This window comes from Streptomyces sp. NPDC048370 (assembly GCF_043200825.1).
GTDB lineage: Bacteria > Actinomycetota > Actinomycetes > Streptomycetales > Streptomycetaceae > Streptomyces.
Window position 1 is genome coordinate 177862 of record NZ_JBICYI010000004.1, and the last position, 14447, is coordinate 192308.

Annotated in this window: 15 protein-coding genes; 11 read left to right on the forward strand and 4 right to left on the reverse strand. The window is 72.1% G+C overall.

What is annotated here, in order from left to right; all coding sequences use genetic code 11:
- The first annotated feature begins 119 nt into the window (after window positions 1-119).
- The 5 genes from ACGFYP_RS11630 (at window position 120) to ACGFYP_RS11650 (ending at window position 4507) form a co-directional block, all read left to right on the forward strand.
- Window positions 120-1367 (forward strand): cytochrome P450, encoded by a 1248-nt coding sequence (locus ACGFYP_RS11630; RefSeq protein ID WP_393489954.1) that lies wholly within the window; start codon window positions 120-122, stop codon window positions 1365-1367.
- Between the two features lie 197 nt (window positions 1368-1564).
- Window positions 1565-2713, forward strand: coding sequence for a DUF2330 domain-containing protein (locus ACGFYP_RS11635; RefSeq protein ID WP_393489961.1), 1149 nt, complete (start codon window positions 1565-1567; stop codon window positions 2711-2713).
- The gene (locus ACGFYP_RS11640; protein ID WP_393489968.1) at window positions 2710-3378 is read left to right on the forward strand and encodes an O-methyltransferase; all 669 of its coding nucleotides are present in this window, start codon (window positions 2710-2712) and stop codon (window positions 3376-3378) included. Before ACGFYP_RS11635 ends, ACGFYP_RS11640 begins: the two co-directional genes overlap by 4 nt.
- 214 nt (window positions 3379-3592) lie before the next feature.
- Complete coding sequence (locus ACGFYP_RS11645; protein WP_361969166.1) at window positions 3593-3913, forward strand: antibiotic biosynthesis monooxygenase; 321 nt, start codon at window positions 3593-3595, stop codon at window positions 3911-3913.
- 93 nt (window positions 3914-4006) lie between these two features.
- The gene (locus ACGFYP_RS11650; RefSeq protein ID WP_393489978.1) at window positions 4007-4507 is read left to right on the forward strand and encodes a GNAT family N-acetyltransferase; all 501 of its coding nucleotides are present in this window, start codon (window positions 4007-4009) and stop codon (window positions 4505-4507) included.
- A gap of 4 nt (window positions 4508-4511) precedes the next feature.
- On the opposite strand, the gene ACGFYP_RS11655 is transcribed toward ACGFYP_RS11650, so the two are convergent.
- Window positions 4512-6569 (reverse strand): DHA2 family efflux MFS transporter permease subunit, encoded by a 2058-nt coding sequence (locus ACGFYP_RS11655; protein WP_393489984.1) that lies wholly within the window; start codon window positions 6567-6569, stop codon window positions 4512-4514.
- 145 nt (window positions 6570-6714) lie between these two features.
- Here ACGFYP_RS11655 and ACGFYP_RS11660 point away from each other — a divergent pair, with 145 nt between their 5' ends.
- Both ACGFYP_RS11660 and ACGFYP_RS11665 read left to right on the forward strand, forming a co-directional pair.
- Window positions 6715-7884 (forward strand): peptidoglycan-binding protein, encoded by a 1170-nt coding sequence (locus tag ACGFYP_RS11660; protein ID WP_393489988.1) that lies wholly within the window; start codon window positions 6715-6717, stop codon window positions 7882-7884.
- A gap of 217 nt (window positions 7885-8101) precedes the next feature.
- A complete protein-coding gene (locus ACGFYP_RS11665) occupies window positions 8102-8752 on the forward strand; it encodes an HAD-IA family hydrolase (RefSeq protein WP_393489993.1) in 651 nt (216 codons plus the stop codon).
- Between the two features lie 84 nt (window positions 8753-8836).
- Here ACGFYP_RS11665 and ACGFYP_RS11670 read toward each other — a convergent pair whose 3' ends face one another.
- Complete coding sequence (locus ACGFYP_RS11670; RefSeq protein WP_393489998.1) at window positions 8837-9601, reverse strand: ABC transporter permease; 765 nt, start codon at window positions 9599-9601, stop codon at window positions 8837-8839.
- A 255-nt stretch (window positions 9602-9856) separates the two neighbouring features.
- Here ACGFYP_RS11670 and ACGFYP_RS11675 point away from each other — a divergent pair, with 255 nt between their 5' ends.
- The 4 genes from ACGFYP_RS11675 (at window position 9857) to ACGFYP_RS11690 (ending at window position 13835) form a co-directional block, all read left to right on the forward strand.
- The gene (locus tag ACGFYP_RS11675; RefSeq protein ID WP_393490932.1) at window positions 9857-10522 is read left to right on the forward strand and encodes an HNH endonuclease family protein; all 666 of its coding nucleotides are present in this window, start codon (window positions 9857-9859) and stop codon (window positions 10520-10522) included.
- Between the two features lie 131 nt (window positions 10523-10653).
- Entirely contained in the window at window positions 10654-12381 is a 1728-nt protein-coding gene (locus ACGFYP_RS11680) for an alkaline phosphatase D family protein (RefSeq protein ID WP_393490003.1), read from the forward strand.
- 200 nt (window positions 12382-12581) lie between these two features.
- Window positions 12582-13013, forward strand: coding sequence for a DoxX family protein (locus ACGFYP_RS11685; protein WP_393490009.1), 432 nt, complete (start codon window positions 12582-12584; stop codon window positions 13011-13013).
- Between the two features lie 192 nt (window positions 13014-13205).
- The gene (locus ACGFYP_RS11690) at window positions 13206-13835 is read left to right on the forward strand and encodes a VTT domain-containing protein (RefSeq protein WP_361966547.1); all 630 of its coding nucleotides are present in this window, start codon (window positions 13206-13208) and stop codon (window positions 13833-13835) included.
- Here ACGFYP_RS11690 and ACGFYP_RS11695 read toward each other — a convergent pair.
- Together ACGFYP_RS11695 and ACGFYP_RS11700 are read right to left on the reverse strand one after the other, a co-directional pair.
- On the reverse strand, window positions 13789-14043 hold the full coding sequence (locus ACGFYP_RS11695; RefSeq protein WP_393490013.1) for a DUF2277 domain-containing protein: 255 nt from the start codon (window positions 14041-14043) through the stop codon (window positions 13789-13791). The two genes, ACGFYP_RS11690 and ACGFYP_RS11695, sit on opposite strands and share 47 nt — an antisense overlap.
- A 135-nt stretch (window positions 14044-14178) precedes the next feature.
- On the reverse strand, window positions 14179-14403 hold the full coding sequence (locus ACGFYP_RS11700) for a hypothetical protein (RefSeq protein ID WP_361966414.1): 225 nt from the start codon (window positions 14401-14403) through the stop codon (window positions 14179-14181).
- Window positions 14404-14447 lie beyond the last annotated feature (44 nt).

Genomic DNA, 14447 nt, shown 5'->3' on the forward strand with positions numbered 1-14447 from the left:
GCGCGTCCGGAGCACGCGCAACGGTTCCGGCAACAGTTCCGGCCGCATCCCTTGCGACTTGTAGAACCCGTTACTACCTTGCGGTCACCATCTGATGGACCGTCAGGAGTGTGTTGCCGATGCCCTGCCCTCACCTCCCCGAAGGGTTCGACGCCACCGACCCCGATCTGCTCCAGAGCCGCATACCCTTCCCGGAGTTCGCCCAGCTGCGGCAGACCGCCCCCGTCTGGTGGTGTCCCCAGCCGCGCGGCATCACCGGCTTCGACGACGAGGGTTACTGGGCCGTCACCCGCCACGCGGACGTCAAGTACGTCTCCACGCACCCCGAGTTGTTCTCCTCCACCGAGAACACGGCCGTCATCCGCTTCAACGAGCACATCACCCGGGACCAGATCGAGGTCCAGAGGCTGATCATGCTCAACATGGACCCGCCCGAGCACACCCGGGTCCGCCAGATCGTCCAGCGCGGCTTCACGCCCCGCGCGATCCGGACCCTGGAAACGGCCCTGCGCGACCGCGCACGGACGATCGTGGAGGAGGCGCGGCGCAACGCCGCCACCGACGGCACCTTCGACTTCGTCACCCAGGTCGCCGTCGAGCTGCCGCTGCAGGCGATCGCCGAACTCATCGGCGTACCGCAGGAGGACCGCTCCCGGATCTTCGAGTGGTCCAACAAGATGATCGCGTACGACGACCCCGAGTACGCCATCACGGAGGAGATCGGCGCCGAGGCCGCCATGGAACTCATCGGCTACTCGATGAACCTCGCCGCCGCGCGCAAGGAGTGCCCCGCCAAGGACATCGTGACCCAGCTCGTCGCCGCCGAGGGCCAGGGCAACCTCTCCTCCGACGAGTTCGGCTTCTTCGTGCTGCTGCTCGCCGTGGCCGGGAACGAGACCACGCGCAACGCCATCAGCCACGGCATGCACGCCTTCCTCACCCACCCCGACCAGTGGGACCTCTTCAAGCGGGAGCGGCCGGCGACCGCCGCCGAGGAGATCGTGCGCTGGGCGACCCCGGTGGTGTCCTTCCAGCGGACGGCCACGCAGGACACCGAGATCGGCGGCCAGAAGATCCGCCAGGGGGACCGGGTCGGACTCTTCTACTCCTCCGCCAACAACGACCCCGAGGTCTTCGAGAACCCGGAGACCTTCGACATCACGCGCGACCCGAACCCGCACCTCGGATTCGGCGGCGGTGGCCCGCACTTCTGCCTCGGCAAGTCGCTCGCCATCAACGAGATCGAACTGATCTTCAACGCGCTCGCGGACGAGCTGCCCGATCTGACGCTCGTGAGCGAACCGCGGCGGCTGCGCGCGGCCTGGCTCAACGGGATCAAGGAGTTGCGGGTCCGGGCCGGCTCCTGACAGACCGGGAGGCGGGGGCCTTCCCCCCTACGCCGGGGCCCCCGCCGCCTGCTGTCGCCACCTGACGCCCGCCGTCGCCGCCCGCCGTATCTGCTCGCCGGAACCGGAACCTCCCCCACCACGTCTGACCCGGCATGCGGGGGACACGGATGACACGGGGCACACGAAGCCCACGAAGCACACACCGAATTCTGGCCATGATCGTCGCGCTGCTCGCGCTCCAGCTCGGCTCGCTGATCGCGCCGGCGTACGCCTGCGGCTGCGGGGCGATGATCCCGGACCGGAACCAGCGGATCGGCGTCGACCGGGAGACCTCGGTGGTGCGCTGGGACGGCCGTACGGAACAGATCGTCATGCGCTTCACCGTGCGCGGCGACGCCCGACGGGCCGCCTGGATCATGCCCGTACCAGGCCGCGCGGACGTGACGCTCGGTGACCCGGAGCTCTTCGACACGCTGGACGACCTGACCCGGCCCGAGTACAGGAAGCGGCACTACTTCTGGCCGCGTAGCAAGGACTGGCCCTTCGACCTCAGCGACTCGGACGGACTGTCGGCCGGGGCACCCATGCCGGGCGCGCCGGACGTCGGTGTCGTCGGGCGCGAGCGGCTCGGCCCTTTCGACGTGGCACGGCTGACCGCGACCGACCCGACGGCGCTGAGCGGCTGGCTGAAGAAGAACGGCTTCGAGCTCTCCGACCGGCTGGCGGCCGAACTCACGCCGTACGTCGAGCGGAAGTGGGAGTACGTCGCGGTACGCCTCGCCCCTGACACCACCGACACCACTGGCTCCACCGGCACCACCGGTTCCACTGGCACCACCGGTTCCACCGGTTCCACCGGCATGAGCACCGCCCCCACCCTCGGCGGCGAACTCACCCCGCTCCGGATCACCTTCGCCAGCACCGAACTCGTCTACCCCATGCGGCTCTCCCGACTGGCGAAGACCCCGCAGTCCCTCGGCCTGTACGTCCTCGCCGACCACCGTATGGAACCGCGCGACGACATCGGCGGCTCGCGCCCCGAGGTGAGGTTCGCGGGCGGGATCGAGGGGACGGAGGACGACGCGCTCGCCGCGCTCACCGGCGGCCGCCCGGCCTTCCTGACCGCCGTCGACCAGGAGTTCCCCGAGCCGTCGCGGATCGACGGCGACCACGAACTGCGGGCGGTCGCCGACACCCCGTACAGGGAAGTGATCTACAGGGACCGGCTGCTCACCGTCGGCGACGGGATCCCGGTCTGGTTCCTGACGGTCTCCGGGGTCCTGCTCGCGGCTGCGGGGGCTGCCGTCGCCACCGTGGCGATCCGCCGTGCGCGGGAGCGGGCTGCGGTACGTTCGGCGGCATGAATCAGGATCAATGGTCCACCGTCGACCGTTACTTCACCGATCTGCTCGCCCCGGCCGACGAGGCGCTCGCCGCCGCTCTCGCCGACTCGCACGCGGCCGGGCTCCCTGAGATCGCCGTCGCGCCCAACCAGGGCAAGCTCCTCAACCTGCTCGTCGCCATGGCGGGCGCGCGCTCGGTCCTGGAGATCGGCACGCTCGGCGGCTACAGCTCGATCTGGATGGCCAGGGCGCTGCCCGCCGACGGCCGGATGATCTCCCTGGAGCACAACCCGACCCACGCGGACGTGGCCCGCGCCAACATCGCCCGGGCCGGCCTCGACAAGACCGTCGAGGTCCGGACGGGCGCGGCCCTCGACATCCTGCCCGAGCTGGAGGCGGAGGGTGCCGGCCCGTTCGACTTCTTCTTCATCGACGCCGACAAGGTGAACAACCCGCACTACGTCGAGTGGGCGCTGCGCCTCTCCCGCCCCGGCACGATCATCGTCGTCGACAACGTCGTACGCGGCGGCGCGGTCGTCGACGCGGCGTCGACGGAACCGGCGATCACCGGCACCCGCGCCATGTTCGAACTGGTCTCACGCGAGCCCCGCCTGGACGCGACCGCGTTCCAGACGGTCGGCGTGAAGGGCTACGACGGACTGCTCGTGGCCCGCGTGGTGGCGTAGAGGCGTGAGGCGTACCGGGTCGCGGGCGTACCGGGTCGCGGGCGTAGCGGCGCCACCACGTGGGACACACGTGACGCACGTGACCCGCGCGCCGCGCCACGGGCGAAGCCTTCGAGTCCTCCTCACGCCGCCTTGACCGGCCGTTGTAAGAGACTGCAGGTACGTGATCAAGGCTCGGCGCAGCGCCCGGCCTGTGTTTCCTGAGAGGTGTCCTGTGCCCAGCGTCGTAAAGATCAACGTCCTGACCGTCCCGGCCGAGCAGCGTGAGGTCCTGGAGCAGCGATTCGCCTCGCGCGCGGGGGCCGTGGAGGGGGCCGACGGATTCGAGTGGTTCGAGCTGCTGCGGCCCGTGGAGGGCACCGACCAGTACCTCGTGTACACCCGGTGGCGCGACGAGGCTTCGTTCCAGGCGTGGATGGAGGGCCCGATGAAGGCCGCCCACCAGGGTGGCGGCGAGCGTCCGAAGCCCGCCGCGACCGGTTCGTCGGTGTGGTCCTTCGAGGTCGTGCAGCAGGCGGCGCCCAAGGGCGAGTGACCTAGGGGGTGCGGATGCGTCACCGCGCACGGACACCACGCGTCGCGGGCCGGAGATGAATTGGGGCGGCCCGCGGGCCGTCGTCAGCACACAATGGCGCACATGACCTGGTCCTTCGTGCCCGAGCACGTCCACACCCCCGAGGCGACCGCGCTGCGGCGTGACTACTACGACGACGTCGCGAGCCGCTACTGGAAGCGGCCCGCCACCGTCGCGGAGGTCGACGACGGGCTCGCGAACGACGGGGTGGAGTTGCTGACCCCGCCGACGGGCCAGTTCCTCGTGGGCCGGTACGAAGGCAAGGCGGCCGCCTGCGGTGGTGTGCTGCTCCTCGACGCGGAACGCGCCGAGCTGACCCGCGTGTTCCTGCGCCACGCGTTCCGGGGCGCGGGTGGCGCCGGGGCCCTGCTCGGCCGGCTGGAGGACGCGGCCCGTGAGCTGGGCGCGCGGCGGATGGTCCTCAACACGCGCCTCGACCTCGTCGAGGCCCGCGCCCTGTACACCCGCCACGGGTACGGGGAGATCCCGGCGTACTGCGAGGGTCCGTACATGGACATCTGGTACGGGAAGGATCTCCAGGCGCCGCAGGCCTGACAGGTCACGCGTGGTGGTCGCGGGGCGGTTCCGGTGCGTGCGGACGCTCCGCGTCCGAGCCGCTCAGCTCCGCCGTCAGCTCCTCCACCAACTGCACGAGGTCCGTGGGCCGGTCCGGCCCCCACCAGTCGCCGAGCAGCTCGGCGAGCGACTCCTCGCGCGCCTTCGCCAGGCGGGTCGCGGTCGCGAGCCCCTCCTCGGTGAGGATCAGCTGCAGCCCCTCCCGACGCGCCAGATGGCGCTCCTCCACCTGCCGGGACGCCTCCGTGATGGCGCGCAGCGGTACGGGGGTGGTCTCGGCGAGCCGAGCCGGTTCCACGGTGCCGTGGCGGCGGATCCGCAGCACCAGCCAGCTCGCGGCGGGCAGCAGGTCGAGCCCCGCCTTCGCGGTGATCTTCTCGTAGATCTCCTTGCGGCCCTCGCGCGATCCGAGCACGGACAGGGCCCGCGCGCACTCCTCGTACGAGGAACGCTCCACGGGGTTGGAGGCCAGGGTCTGGCTGGTGTCGGGGGCGGTGACGGAGCCGCGCAGCTTGTCCTCCTTGAGGAACCAGGCGACGACGAAGGCGACGAGGACGACCGGCGCCGCGTAGAGGAAGACGTCGGTGATGGAGGTCGAGTAGGCGTGCACGACCGACGGCTGGAGGTCGGCCGGTAGTTCGGCGATGGCGCGCGGGTCGGCGGCGATCTGCTCGGGTCCGGTCCCCGGCGGGAGCGTCTGTCCGGCGAGGGCGTCGTCGAGTTTGGTGCGGAGCCGGTTGGTGAAGATCGTGCCGAAGACGGCGACGCCGAAGGAGGCTCCGATGGACCGGAAGAAGGTCGCGCCGGAGGTGGCGACGCCGAGGTCCTGGTACGAGACGGCGTTCTGCACGACGAGGACGAGGACCTGCATGACGAGGCCGAGTCCGGCGCCGAAGACGAAGAAGTAGACGCTCATCTCCCAGGTGGAGCTGGTCTCCGTCAGCTCGTTGAGCAGCAGGAGGCCGAGGGCCGTGATGCCGGTGCCGGCGATCGGGAAGACCTTCCAGCGCCCGGTGCGCGAGACGATCTGGCCGGATGCGGTGGAGGTGATGAGCAGACCGAGGACCATCGGCAGCATGTGCACGCCGGACATGGTCGGGGTGACGCCCTGGACGACCTGGAGGAAGGTCGGCAGATAGGTCATCGCGCCGAACATCGCGAAGCCCACGACGAAGCTGATGACCGAGACGAGGGTGAACGTCCGGATCCGGAAGAGCTTCAGCGGCAGCACGGGCTCGGCCGCGCGCCCCTCGACGTACACGAACCACACCAGGAGTACGGCTCCGAGTACCGCGAGCCCGATGATCTGCGGCGAGCCCCACGCCCAGGTGGTGCCGCCGAGGGAGGCGACGAGCACCAGGCAGGTGGCGACCGAGGCGATGAGGAACGTACCGAGGTAGTCGATCCGGTGCCGGGTGCGGTGCACGGGGATGTGCAGGACGGCGGCGATGACGAAGAGGGCGACGACGCCGATGGGCAGGTTGATGTAGAAGACCCAGCGCCAGGAGAGGTGTTCGGTGAACAGCCCGCCGAGCAGCGGACCGAGGACGCTCGTGGCGCCGAAGACGGCGCCGAACAGCCCCTGGTACTTGCCGCGTTCCCGGGGCGACACGAGGTCGCCGACGATCGCCATGGACAGGACCATGAGCCCGCCGCCGCCCAGGCCCTGGACGGCGCGGAAGGCGATGAGCTGCGGCATGTTCTGCGCGATGCCGCAGAGGGCGGAGCCGACGAGGAAGATGACGATGGCCGCCTGGAAGAGCTTCTTACGGCCGTACTGGTCACCGAGCTTGCCCCAGAGCGGGGTCGCGGCGGTCGACGCGAGCATGTAGGCCGTGACCACCCAGGAGAGGTGCTCCATGCCGCCGAGTTCGCTGACGATCGTCGGGAGGGCCGTGGAGACGATGGTCTGGTCGAGCGCGGCGAGCAGCATGCCGAGGAGCAGGGCACCGATCGCCACCATCACCGAGCGGTGACTCCCGCCCTCCCCTGGCATCGGGCCGCCACCGCCGAGGTCCGCCGTGCGTTCGTCCTGGGCCATGGGCGTCTCCTCGCTTCCGTCCCGCCATTCCCTCCATCCTGAGCGGAATGTCCGGTTACGGCCTGCGGAAGGGCACAGCTGTTCTCCTGGCTCCGGCGGGCGGCCTGCATAATCGCTGCCAGTTGAACTGGGGAGGGAACCCACCATGACCGGACACGCATGTCCTGAATGCGGTGGACACAGACCGGGCTGCGCCTGCTACCAGGCCGAGGTCGCGGCGGCGGAGGACTTCGACCCGCTGCGGATCCGTCCGTACGTGGTGCTGGACGCCTCGGGGGAGGCGGGGGTCGGAGGGCCGGGACTCGAGCTGGGTGTCGAGCCGGGTGTCGAGCCGGGCGCTGACGTGGGCGCTGGGGCGGATGCGGGGGCGGGCGCTGAGGCGGGTGCTGGGGCGGGCCCTGGCGCGAGCGCTGGGGCGGGCGCTGAGGCGGGTGCTGAGGCGGGTGCTGGGGCGGGCCCCGAGGCGGGCGCGCCGCTGCCGCCCGCGCCGGCGCCGGTGGCGGGTCAGGACCCGGCCGAGACGGCGCCACTGTTCCTGCCCGGGATCGCGACGCCGGGCGGGGACGCCGACCCGGACACGGAGACGCCTCAGGGGGAGGTGTCGTACGGATCGCCGCACGGGGCCCCGTACGAGGAAGAGCCGTACGGCGAGGAGCCGCACGGAGCGGAGCCGTACGGGCAGGAGTCGTACGGGCAGGAGTGGTACGAACCCGAGCGGCCCGCCACGCGGCGTCGCGGCGCCCTGGTGGCGCTGGCGGCGGCGGTCGCGGTCGCCGTGGTCGCCACGGCGGCGATCGCGACGGGCCTGCTCGACGACGGCGGGACGGACGACCGGGCGGCCGTACCCACGCCCACGGCGAGCGCTTCGGAGAACGTCGTGGTGTCGGAGGCCCCGTCCTCCCCCTCGTCGTCGCCCCCTACCTCCCCCACGGCCTCCGCCTCGCGCTCGGCGTCACCCTCGGCCTCGCCGTCCGCCTCCACCCGGCCCGCGCAGGCCACCCCCAGCACCACGCCGACGGGACCGCGGCAACCCTCGGCGACCCGTACGACGACCGCACCCACGCCCACCCGGACGCCCACCGAGGCCGCACCGGGCCCGACCCTGCGCTACGGCGACTCGGGGCCCGAGGTCGAGGAACTCCAGCGGCGGCTCACACAGGTGTACGCCTACCAGGGCAACATCGACGGCCGGTACTCCCGGCAGGTGCGGCGCGCGGTGGAGTGGTACCAGTCGTACCAGTACATCGAGGACGACGAGGAGGGCGTGTACGGGCCGGAGACGCGTCGCGCACTGGAGGCGGAGACCACCGGCTGAGGCTGGCGGGACGCGGCCCGAGGGGGCCGCGTTTCGCGCCCCCGCCTTCGTGCGCCCGCGGGCCGAGGTCATCCACGGCCGAGGTCCGCGATACGGGACGGACTGGCGGAGAGGCCCCTTCGTTTTGTATCGTCGAGGAACAAAGTGGCCCCGCCCGCAACCCCTGACCGGCGGGCGGGACCGCTCTGTTCTCCTCCCACCCCTCTGGAGACCCTTGATGCCCGCGCTCACGACCAACGCCCTCCTCCTCGACATGGACGGCACCCTCGTCAACTCGGACGCCGTCGTCGAGCGCTGCTGGCGGCGCTGGGCGGAGCGCCACGGGCTCGACCCGGAGGAGGCGCTCAAGGTGGTCCACGGCCGCCAGGGGTACGCGACGATGGCCGTCCTCCTGCCGGACCGGCCCATGGAGCAGAACTACGCGGACAACCGGGTGATGCTCGCGGAGGAGACCGCGGACCTCGACGGCGTGATACCCGTCCCCGGCGCCCCCGCCTTCATGGCCGCGATCGCCTCCCTCCCGCACGCCCTCGTGACCTCGGCGGACGAGGCTCTCGCGCAGGCCCGGATGGGCGCGGCGGAGCTGCGGATGCCGGAGACCCGGGTGACGGCCGAGCGCGTCGGCGCGAGCAAGCCGGACCCGGAGGGCTTCCTCAAGGGCGCGGCGGAGCTGGGCTTCGACCCGGCCGACTGCATGGTCTTCGAGGACTCCGAGGCCGGCATCCAGGCGGGCCGCGCTGCGGGTATGCGCGTGGTGGGCGTGGGCCCGAGGGCTGCGGCCTTCGCCCCGGACGTCCACGTCATGGACCTCACGGAGATCACCGTGGAAGCCACCGAGGACGGCATCCGCCTGACGTTCGCGGAGTGAGCGGCTGGGCGTAGGGCCGGGCCGGCCCGAAGCGTCCCTCAGGGACCCCCGCCCCCAGCCCAGCCCAGCCCCCGGCCTCAAAGCTCACCGGCCACCCACCACCCGGCCGCCCTCCCGCACGAACGCGCCCCGGGCCACCAACTCCAGCACCGCCGCCACCGCCACGGCCTGCACCACCATCAGCGCCACCAGCACGAACAGCTGCACCGCGCCCGCCTCCCACGGCGAGGCCCCGCCCAGCAGCATCCCCACGAACGCGCCCGGAAGGGTCACGAGACCCACCGTCCGCGTCTGGTCGAGCCCCGGCAGCAGCGCGTCCGACGCCGCCTTCCGCGCCACCTCCAGCCGCGCCTCCCGCTCCGGAAGACCGAGCGCGAGCCCCGCCTCCACCTCACCCCACCGCGTCTCCAGCTCGTCCAGCGCCCGCCGCCCGCCCAGGACCGTCGCGGTCAGCGCGCCGCCGATGAGGATGCCGGTGACGGGGATCAGCGCCACGCCCCGTACCGGTACGAGCCCGGTGAGCAGCAGCACCGCGACGACCGGCCCGACGCCCGCGGCGATCGGTACGGCGGCCCACCACCAGGCGCGCCCCGCGCCGGGGACCACGCGCCGTCCGGCGGTCCAGACTGCCACCCCGTACATCACCAGCAGGAACCCCAGCAGCAGCGGCAGATACCGCATCACCCAGCCGATCACGAGCGAGACCGCGACCAGTTGGACCGCCGCGCGCCCGCCCGCGACCAGTGAGTCGCGGGCGCGGCCGAGCCGGGCGTACGCGACGACGCCCGCGGCCACGAGCAGCAGAACGGCGAGAACCACCCCAAAGGTGACGTTCACTTCCAGAAGCACACACCAACCCTAGGGCCGGGAAACGGAACTGTCGTTCCGTCACACCCCTTGATGTGACGTGCCCATGTCGCCACTCTGTTACCTGGCGCACCCCCCACCGAAACCTGGCGCCGCCACGATGACGGGCGCCGGGCCCGCCAGACACCGCCCCAAGCACCACCCCAGCCACCCCCCACACACGGCCAAACACGACCAAGCCCCACCCCCACCCCCCAGGGAGTCCGCATGCTCGCCGCCAGCGCACCGAACACCCCCATGACCAACGTCTACGCGCGTCGAACGCGTCGAATAGCCCGCCGCCTGACCGTTCTCGCCGCCACCGCCGCCCTCTCCGTCACCGGCCTCCTCGCCACCGCGCCGACCGCCCAGGCGGCCATGCCCACGCCCGTCAGCGCGGCCACCGCCCGTACGTACCTCGCCTCGCTCACGGTCAAGGCGGAAGGTTCCTCCACCGGCTACAGCCGGGACCTCTTCCCGCACTGGATCACCCAGTCCGGCGCCTGCAACACCCGCGAGGTCGTCCTCAAGCGCGACGGCTCGGGTGTCGTCCAGGACTCCAGCTGCGCGGCCGTCAGCGGCAGTTGGTACTCCGAGTACGACGGCGCGACCTGGACGGCCGCCTCCGACCTCGACATCGACCACATGGTGGCGCTGGCCGAGGCCTGGCGCTCGGGCGCGAACTCGTGGACCACCGCCAAGCGCCAGCAGTTCGCGAACGACCTGACCCGCCCGCAGCTCATCGCCGTGACGGACAACGTCAACCAGGCCAAGGGCGACCAGGACCCGGCCGAGTGGCTGCCGTCGCGCACCTCGTACCGCTGCACGTACGCCCGCGCGTGGGTGCACGTGAAGTACTACTGGGGCCTGAGCGTCGACTCCGCCGAGAAGAGCGCCCTGCAGTCGATCCTGAACGGCTGCTGAGCCAGCTCCTGAGACGGCCGCCGAGTCGGCTGCCGAGTCGGCTGCCGAGTCGGCTGCCGAGATCGCTTCCGCCACCCCTCTGTCGTTCCGTACGGTACGGGCTGGACCGACAGAGGGGGACGGGGAGAACGATGGCGGCCGGACTGAGGCTGGGACCACTGCTGCGCTACGTCGACGGGGTCACGGGCGACTCCGCGACGATCTGGGTCGAGACCGACCGCCCGTGCACGGCGGAGGTACGCGGCACCTCCGGCACCTCCGGTACCTCGGGCGTCGGCGGCTCCACCCGCACCTTCCAGATAGCGGGCCACCACTACGCCCTGATAACGGTGACGGGTCTGACTCCCGGTACGACGACGGAGTACGAGGTACGGCTCGACGGCCGCACGGTCTGGCCGCTGCCCGACTCCCGCTTCCCCCCGAGCACCATCCGCACCCCCTCCCCCTCCAGGTCCGACGGCGACGTCAAGGTGGCGTTCGGCTCGTGCCGCTGGGCGGCCAAGCCGGCCGAGGGCAGGGACCCGGTCGGCCCTGACGCGCTCGACACGCTCGCGACGCACCTCGCCGCCGACCCGGAGGCGGCCGAACGACCGGACCTGCTGGTCCTGTTGGGCGACCAGGTGTACGCGGACGAGACCTCGGCCGCCACCCGCCGCTGGCTCGCCGCCCGGCGGGACCCGCGCGACCCGCCGGGGTCGGAGGTCGGGGAGTACGAGGAGTACACCCGGCTCTACGACGAGTCCTGGGGCGACCCCGAGGTCCGCTGGCTGCTCTCCACCGTCCCCAGCTGCATGATCTTCGACGACCACGACGTCATCGACGACTGGAACACCAGCGCCGCCTGGCTCGCGCGGATGCGGGCCACCCACTGGTGGGGCGAGCGGGTGCTGAGCGGACTGATGTCGTACTGGGTGTACCAGCACCTGGGCAACCTCTCCCCCGCCGAGCTGGCCGCCGACCCGCTGTACGCGGAGATCCGCTCCGTACCCGACGGCACGGACCGGCTGCGGCGGTTCGCCGCGGAGGCGGACGCCGATCCGGCCCGCGTGCGCTGGAGTTACCGCAAAGACCTCGGCCGGACCCGGCTGCTGATGATCGACACCCGGGCGGCCCGCCTCCTGACGGAGAACGCGCGGGCGATGCTGGACCCGGCCGAGGCGACCTGGGTACGCGAACAGGCGCTCGCCGACCGGGGCTCGTACGACCATCTCCTCGTCGGCACCTCGCTGCCGTGGCTGCTGCCGCCGCTGATCCACGACGCGGAGGCCTGGAACGCGGCGCTGTGCCGCGGCGAGCGCGGGGGTCCCGGGGGCCGGTGGGCGCGGTTCGCGGAGGATCTGCGGCAGCGGGCGGACCTGGAGCACTGGGCGGCGTTCCCGTCGTCGTTCGAGGCCCTGACCCGGCTGCTCGCGGAGGCGGGCAGCGGCCCGGAGGCACCGGCGACGGTGTGCGTTCTGTCCGGGGACGTCCACCACGCGTACGTGGCGGAGCCCGAGTGGCGGCCCGATGGCGAACCGAGAGCCGAGGGCGCCGAGGGCGCGGCCAGTCCGGTCGGGGCGCCCGAGGCGCGGGTGGTGCAGCTGACCTGCTCGCCGCTGCACAACGCGATCCCGCGCTCGGTACGCCTGGGCTTCCGCTTCGGGTGGAGCCGCGCGGGCCGCCGCCTGGGCCACGCGCTGGCCCGTCACGGCCGTGCGGGCCGCCCCCTGATCGACTGGCGCCGGACGGGCGGCCCGTGGTTCGGCAACCAGCTCATGACGCTCACCCTGCACGGCCGTTCGGCCCACCTGACCCTCACCCAGGCCCGCGGGAAGGGGCGGTTGGTGACGGTCGACGAGCGCAGCCTCAGCGGGAATTGAGCGGGATCGGAGCGGGAGTGGAGCGGGAGTGGAGCGGGATCAGAGCGCGAGGGCGTGACCCTGGCCACAGATGACCGATACATCGAATGTTTGAAGTTGCAAGTACATGTGAGGGATGCCTAACCTGTCGACCTCATCGGTTCCGTCCCCCCGCGTCCCGGCTCCCCGGGACCGACTCGACCGAAGGAGTCCCACCCCCCATGAATCCCCTTGCCAACCGACTGCAGCAGGCCCAGCCGTACGCGCTCGGCCTGTTCCGCATCGTCATAGGCCTGCTCTTCGCCTGCCACGGCGCCGCCTCGCTCTTCGGCGTGCTCGGTGACGGGCCCACCGCCACGGCCGGCACCTGGCCGGGCTGGTACGCGGCGGTGATCCAGCTGGGCGCCGGCGCACTGGTGCTCCTCGGCCTGGGCACCCGTAGCGCCGCCTTCCTCGCCTCCGGCTCGATGGCGTACGCGTACTTCTCGGTCCACCAGTCCGAGGGCCTCTTCCCGCTCGAGAACAACGGCGAGGCCTCGGCGCTCTTCTGCTGGGCGTTCCTGCTGATCGTCTTCACCGGCCCCGGCGCCCTCGCGCTCGACCGCGTCTTCGGCGGCACCCGCGAGGAGCGGCGCGAGCCGGTCACGGCGTAACCACGACGGCGGACGCCCGCCGTCACGACGACGGACGAACATCCGTCAAGACGGCGGGCGAACGTCCGTCACAACGGCGGGCGATCGTCCGTCACAACGGCGAGGCCGGGCGCCATCCGTACATACGTGGGCGGATTCCGGCCCCTGCCGGTTTCCGCCCCCCACCGCCGCGTACGCTCTAGCGCTGTGAACGTGCTCGACAGCATCGGGTCACTGCGGTCGCTCACCGCGGGCCCTTGGATCTACGCGGCGGTGGCCACGTCGGTACTGCTCGACGTCTTCCTGCCGGTGCTGCCGAGCGGAATCCTGGTGATCACGGCCGCGACAGCGGCGGCGACCGCCACCGCGGCCTCCCCGGACGTACCGTCCGTCGTACCGCTCCTCCTCGTCGCGGCCACGGCCTCGGTGCTCGGCGACTTCGTCGCGTACCGGCTGGCGTGGCGCGGCGGGGCCCGTCTTGACCGGGCGATCGCCCGCTCCCGCAGGCTGACGCGCGCGCAGGAACGTCTCGGCACGGCCCTCGCGCGTGGCGGCGGCCTGCTGGTGGTGATCGCGCGCTTCGCCCCGGCGGGCCGCTCGGTGGTCTCCCTGGGCGCGGGCGCGGCGAAGCGCCGGATCGTGGACTTCCTGCCCTGGTCGGCCCTGGCGGGGGTGGCCTGGGCGAGCTACAGCGTGGCGCTGGGCTGGTTCGGCGGGCTGTGGCTCGGGGCGACCTGGGTGAGCGCGGGCGTGTCCGTCCTCGCCCTGTTCCTGGCGGGGGCGCTCGCGGCCTACGTCATACGGCGTCCGGCTGCGGCTCCCGCACCGGCTCCTGCTTCTTGAGCCCGCGCACTTCGAGCCCGTCGAGGAGCCGGGCGGTCGCGGCGGCGATCTCGTCGACGGCCTGGTCGAACACCTCGCGGTTGTGCGCGGCGGGTCTGTGGAAGCCGGACACCTTGCGGACGTACTGCAGGGCGGCGGCGTGGATGTCGTCCTCGGTCGCCTCTTCGGGGAGGACCGGGGGCCGGAGGGTCTTGATGCTGCGGCACATGCCTCCAGTGTCGCGCGCACCACTGACAATGCGAGGCGCGAGGACGACGGGCACGAGGACGCGGGGCGCGAGACGCGAGGAAGCAGGGCGCGGGCATGCGGGGCACAAGGCGCCGGCGCACCAGCAGACCGCCGGCTACGAAGTAAGACCGCGCCGACTCCGCGCGTTGATCTCGGCGGCGCGGGCCCGGAGCTCGCGCATGGGCGTGGCGAGCTGGACGTCCCGGGGGTCGGCCTCCCACTCGCGGCCGCCGCTGACGGGCCGGATCAGATAGCGGCCGGCGACGCTGTCGACGTAGAAGCCGACAAGCCCGGTGGCCGTGTCGCGTACGAGGTCGCCGACCTCGGGCAGTGGCTGCACGATTCCCCTCCGTCCCGGAGCTCCAGATCTCTAGAGATACACCC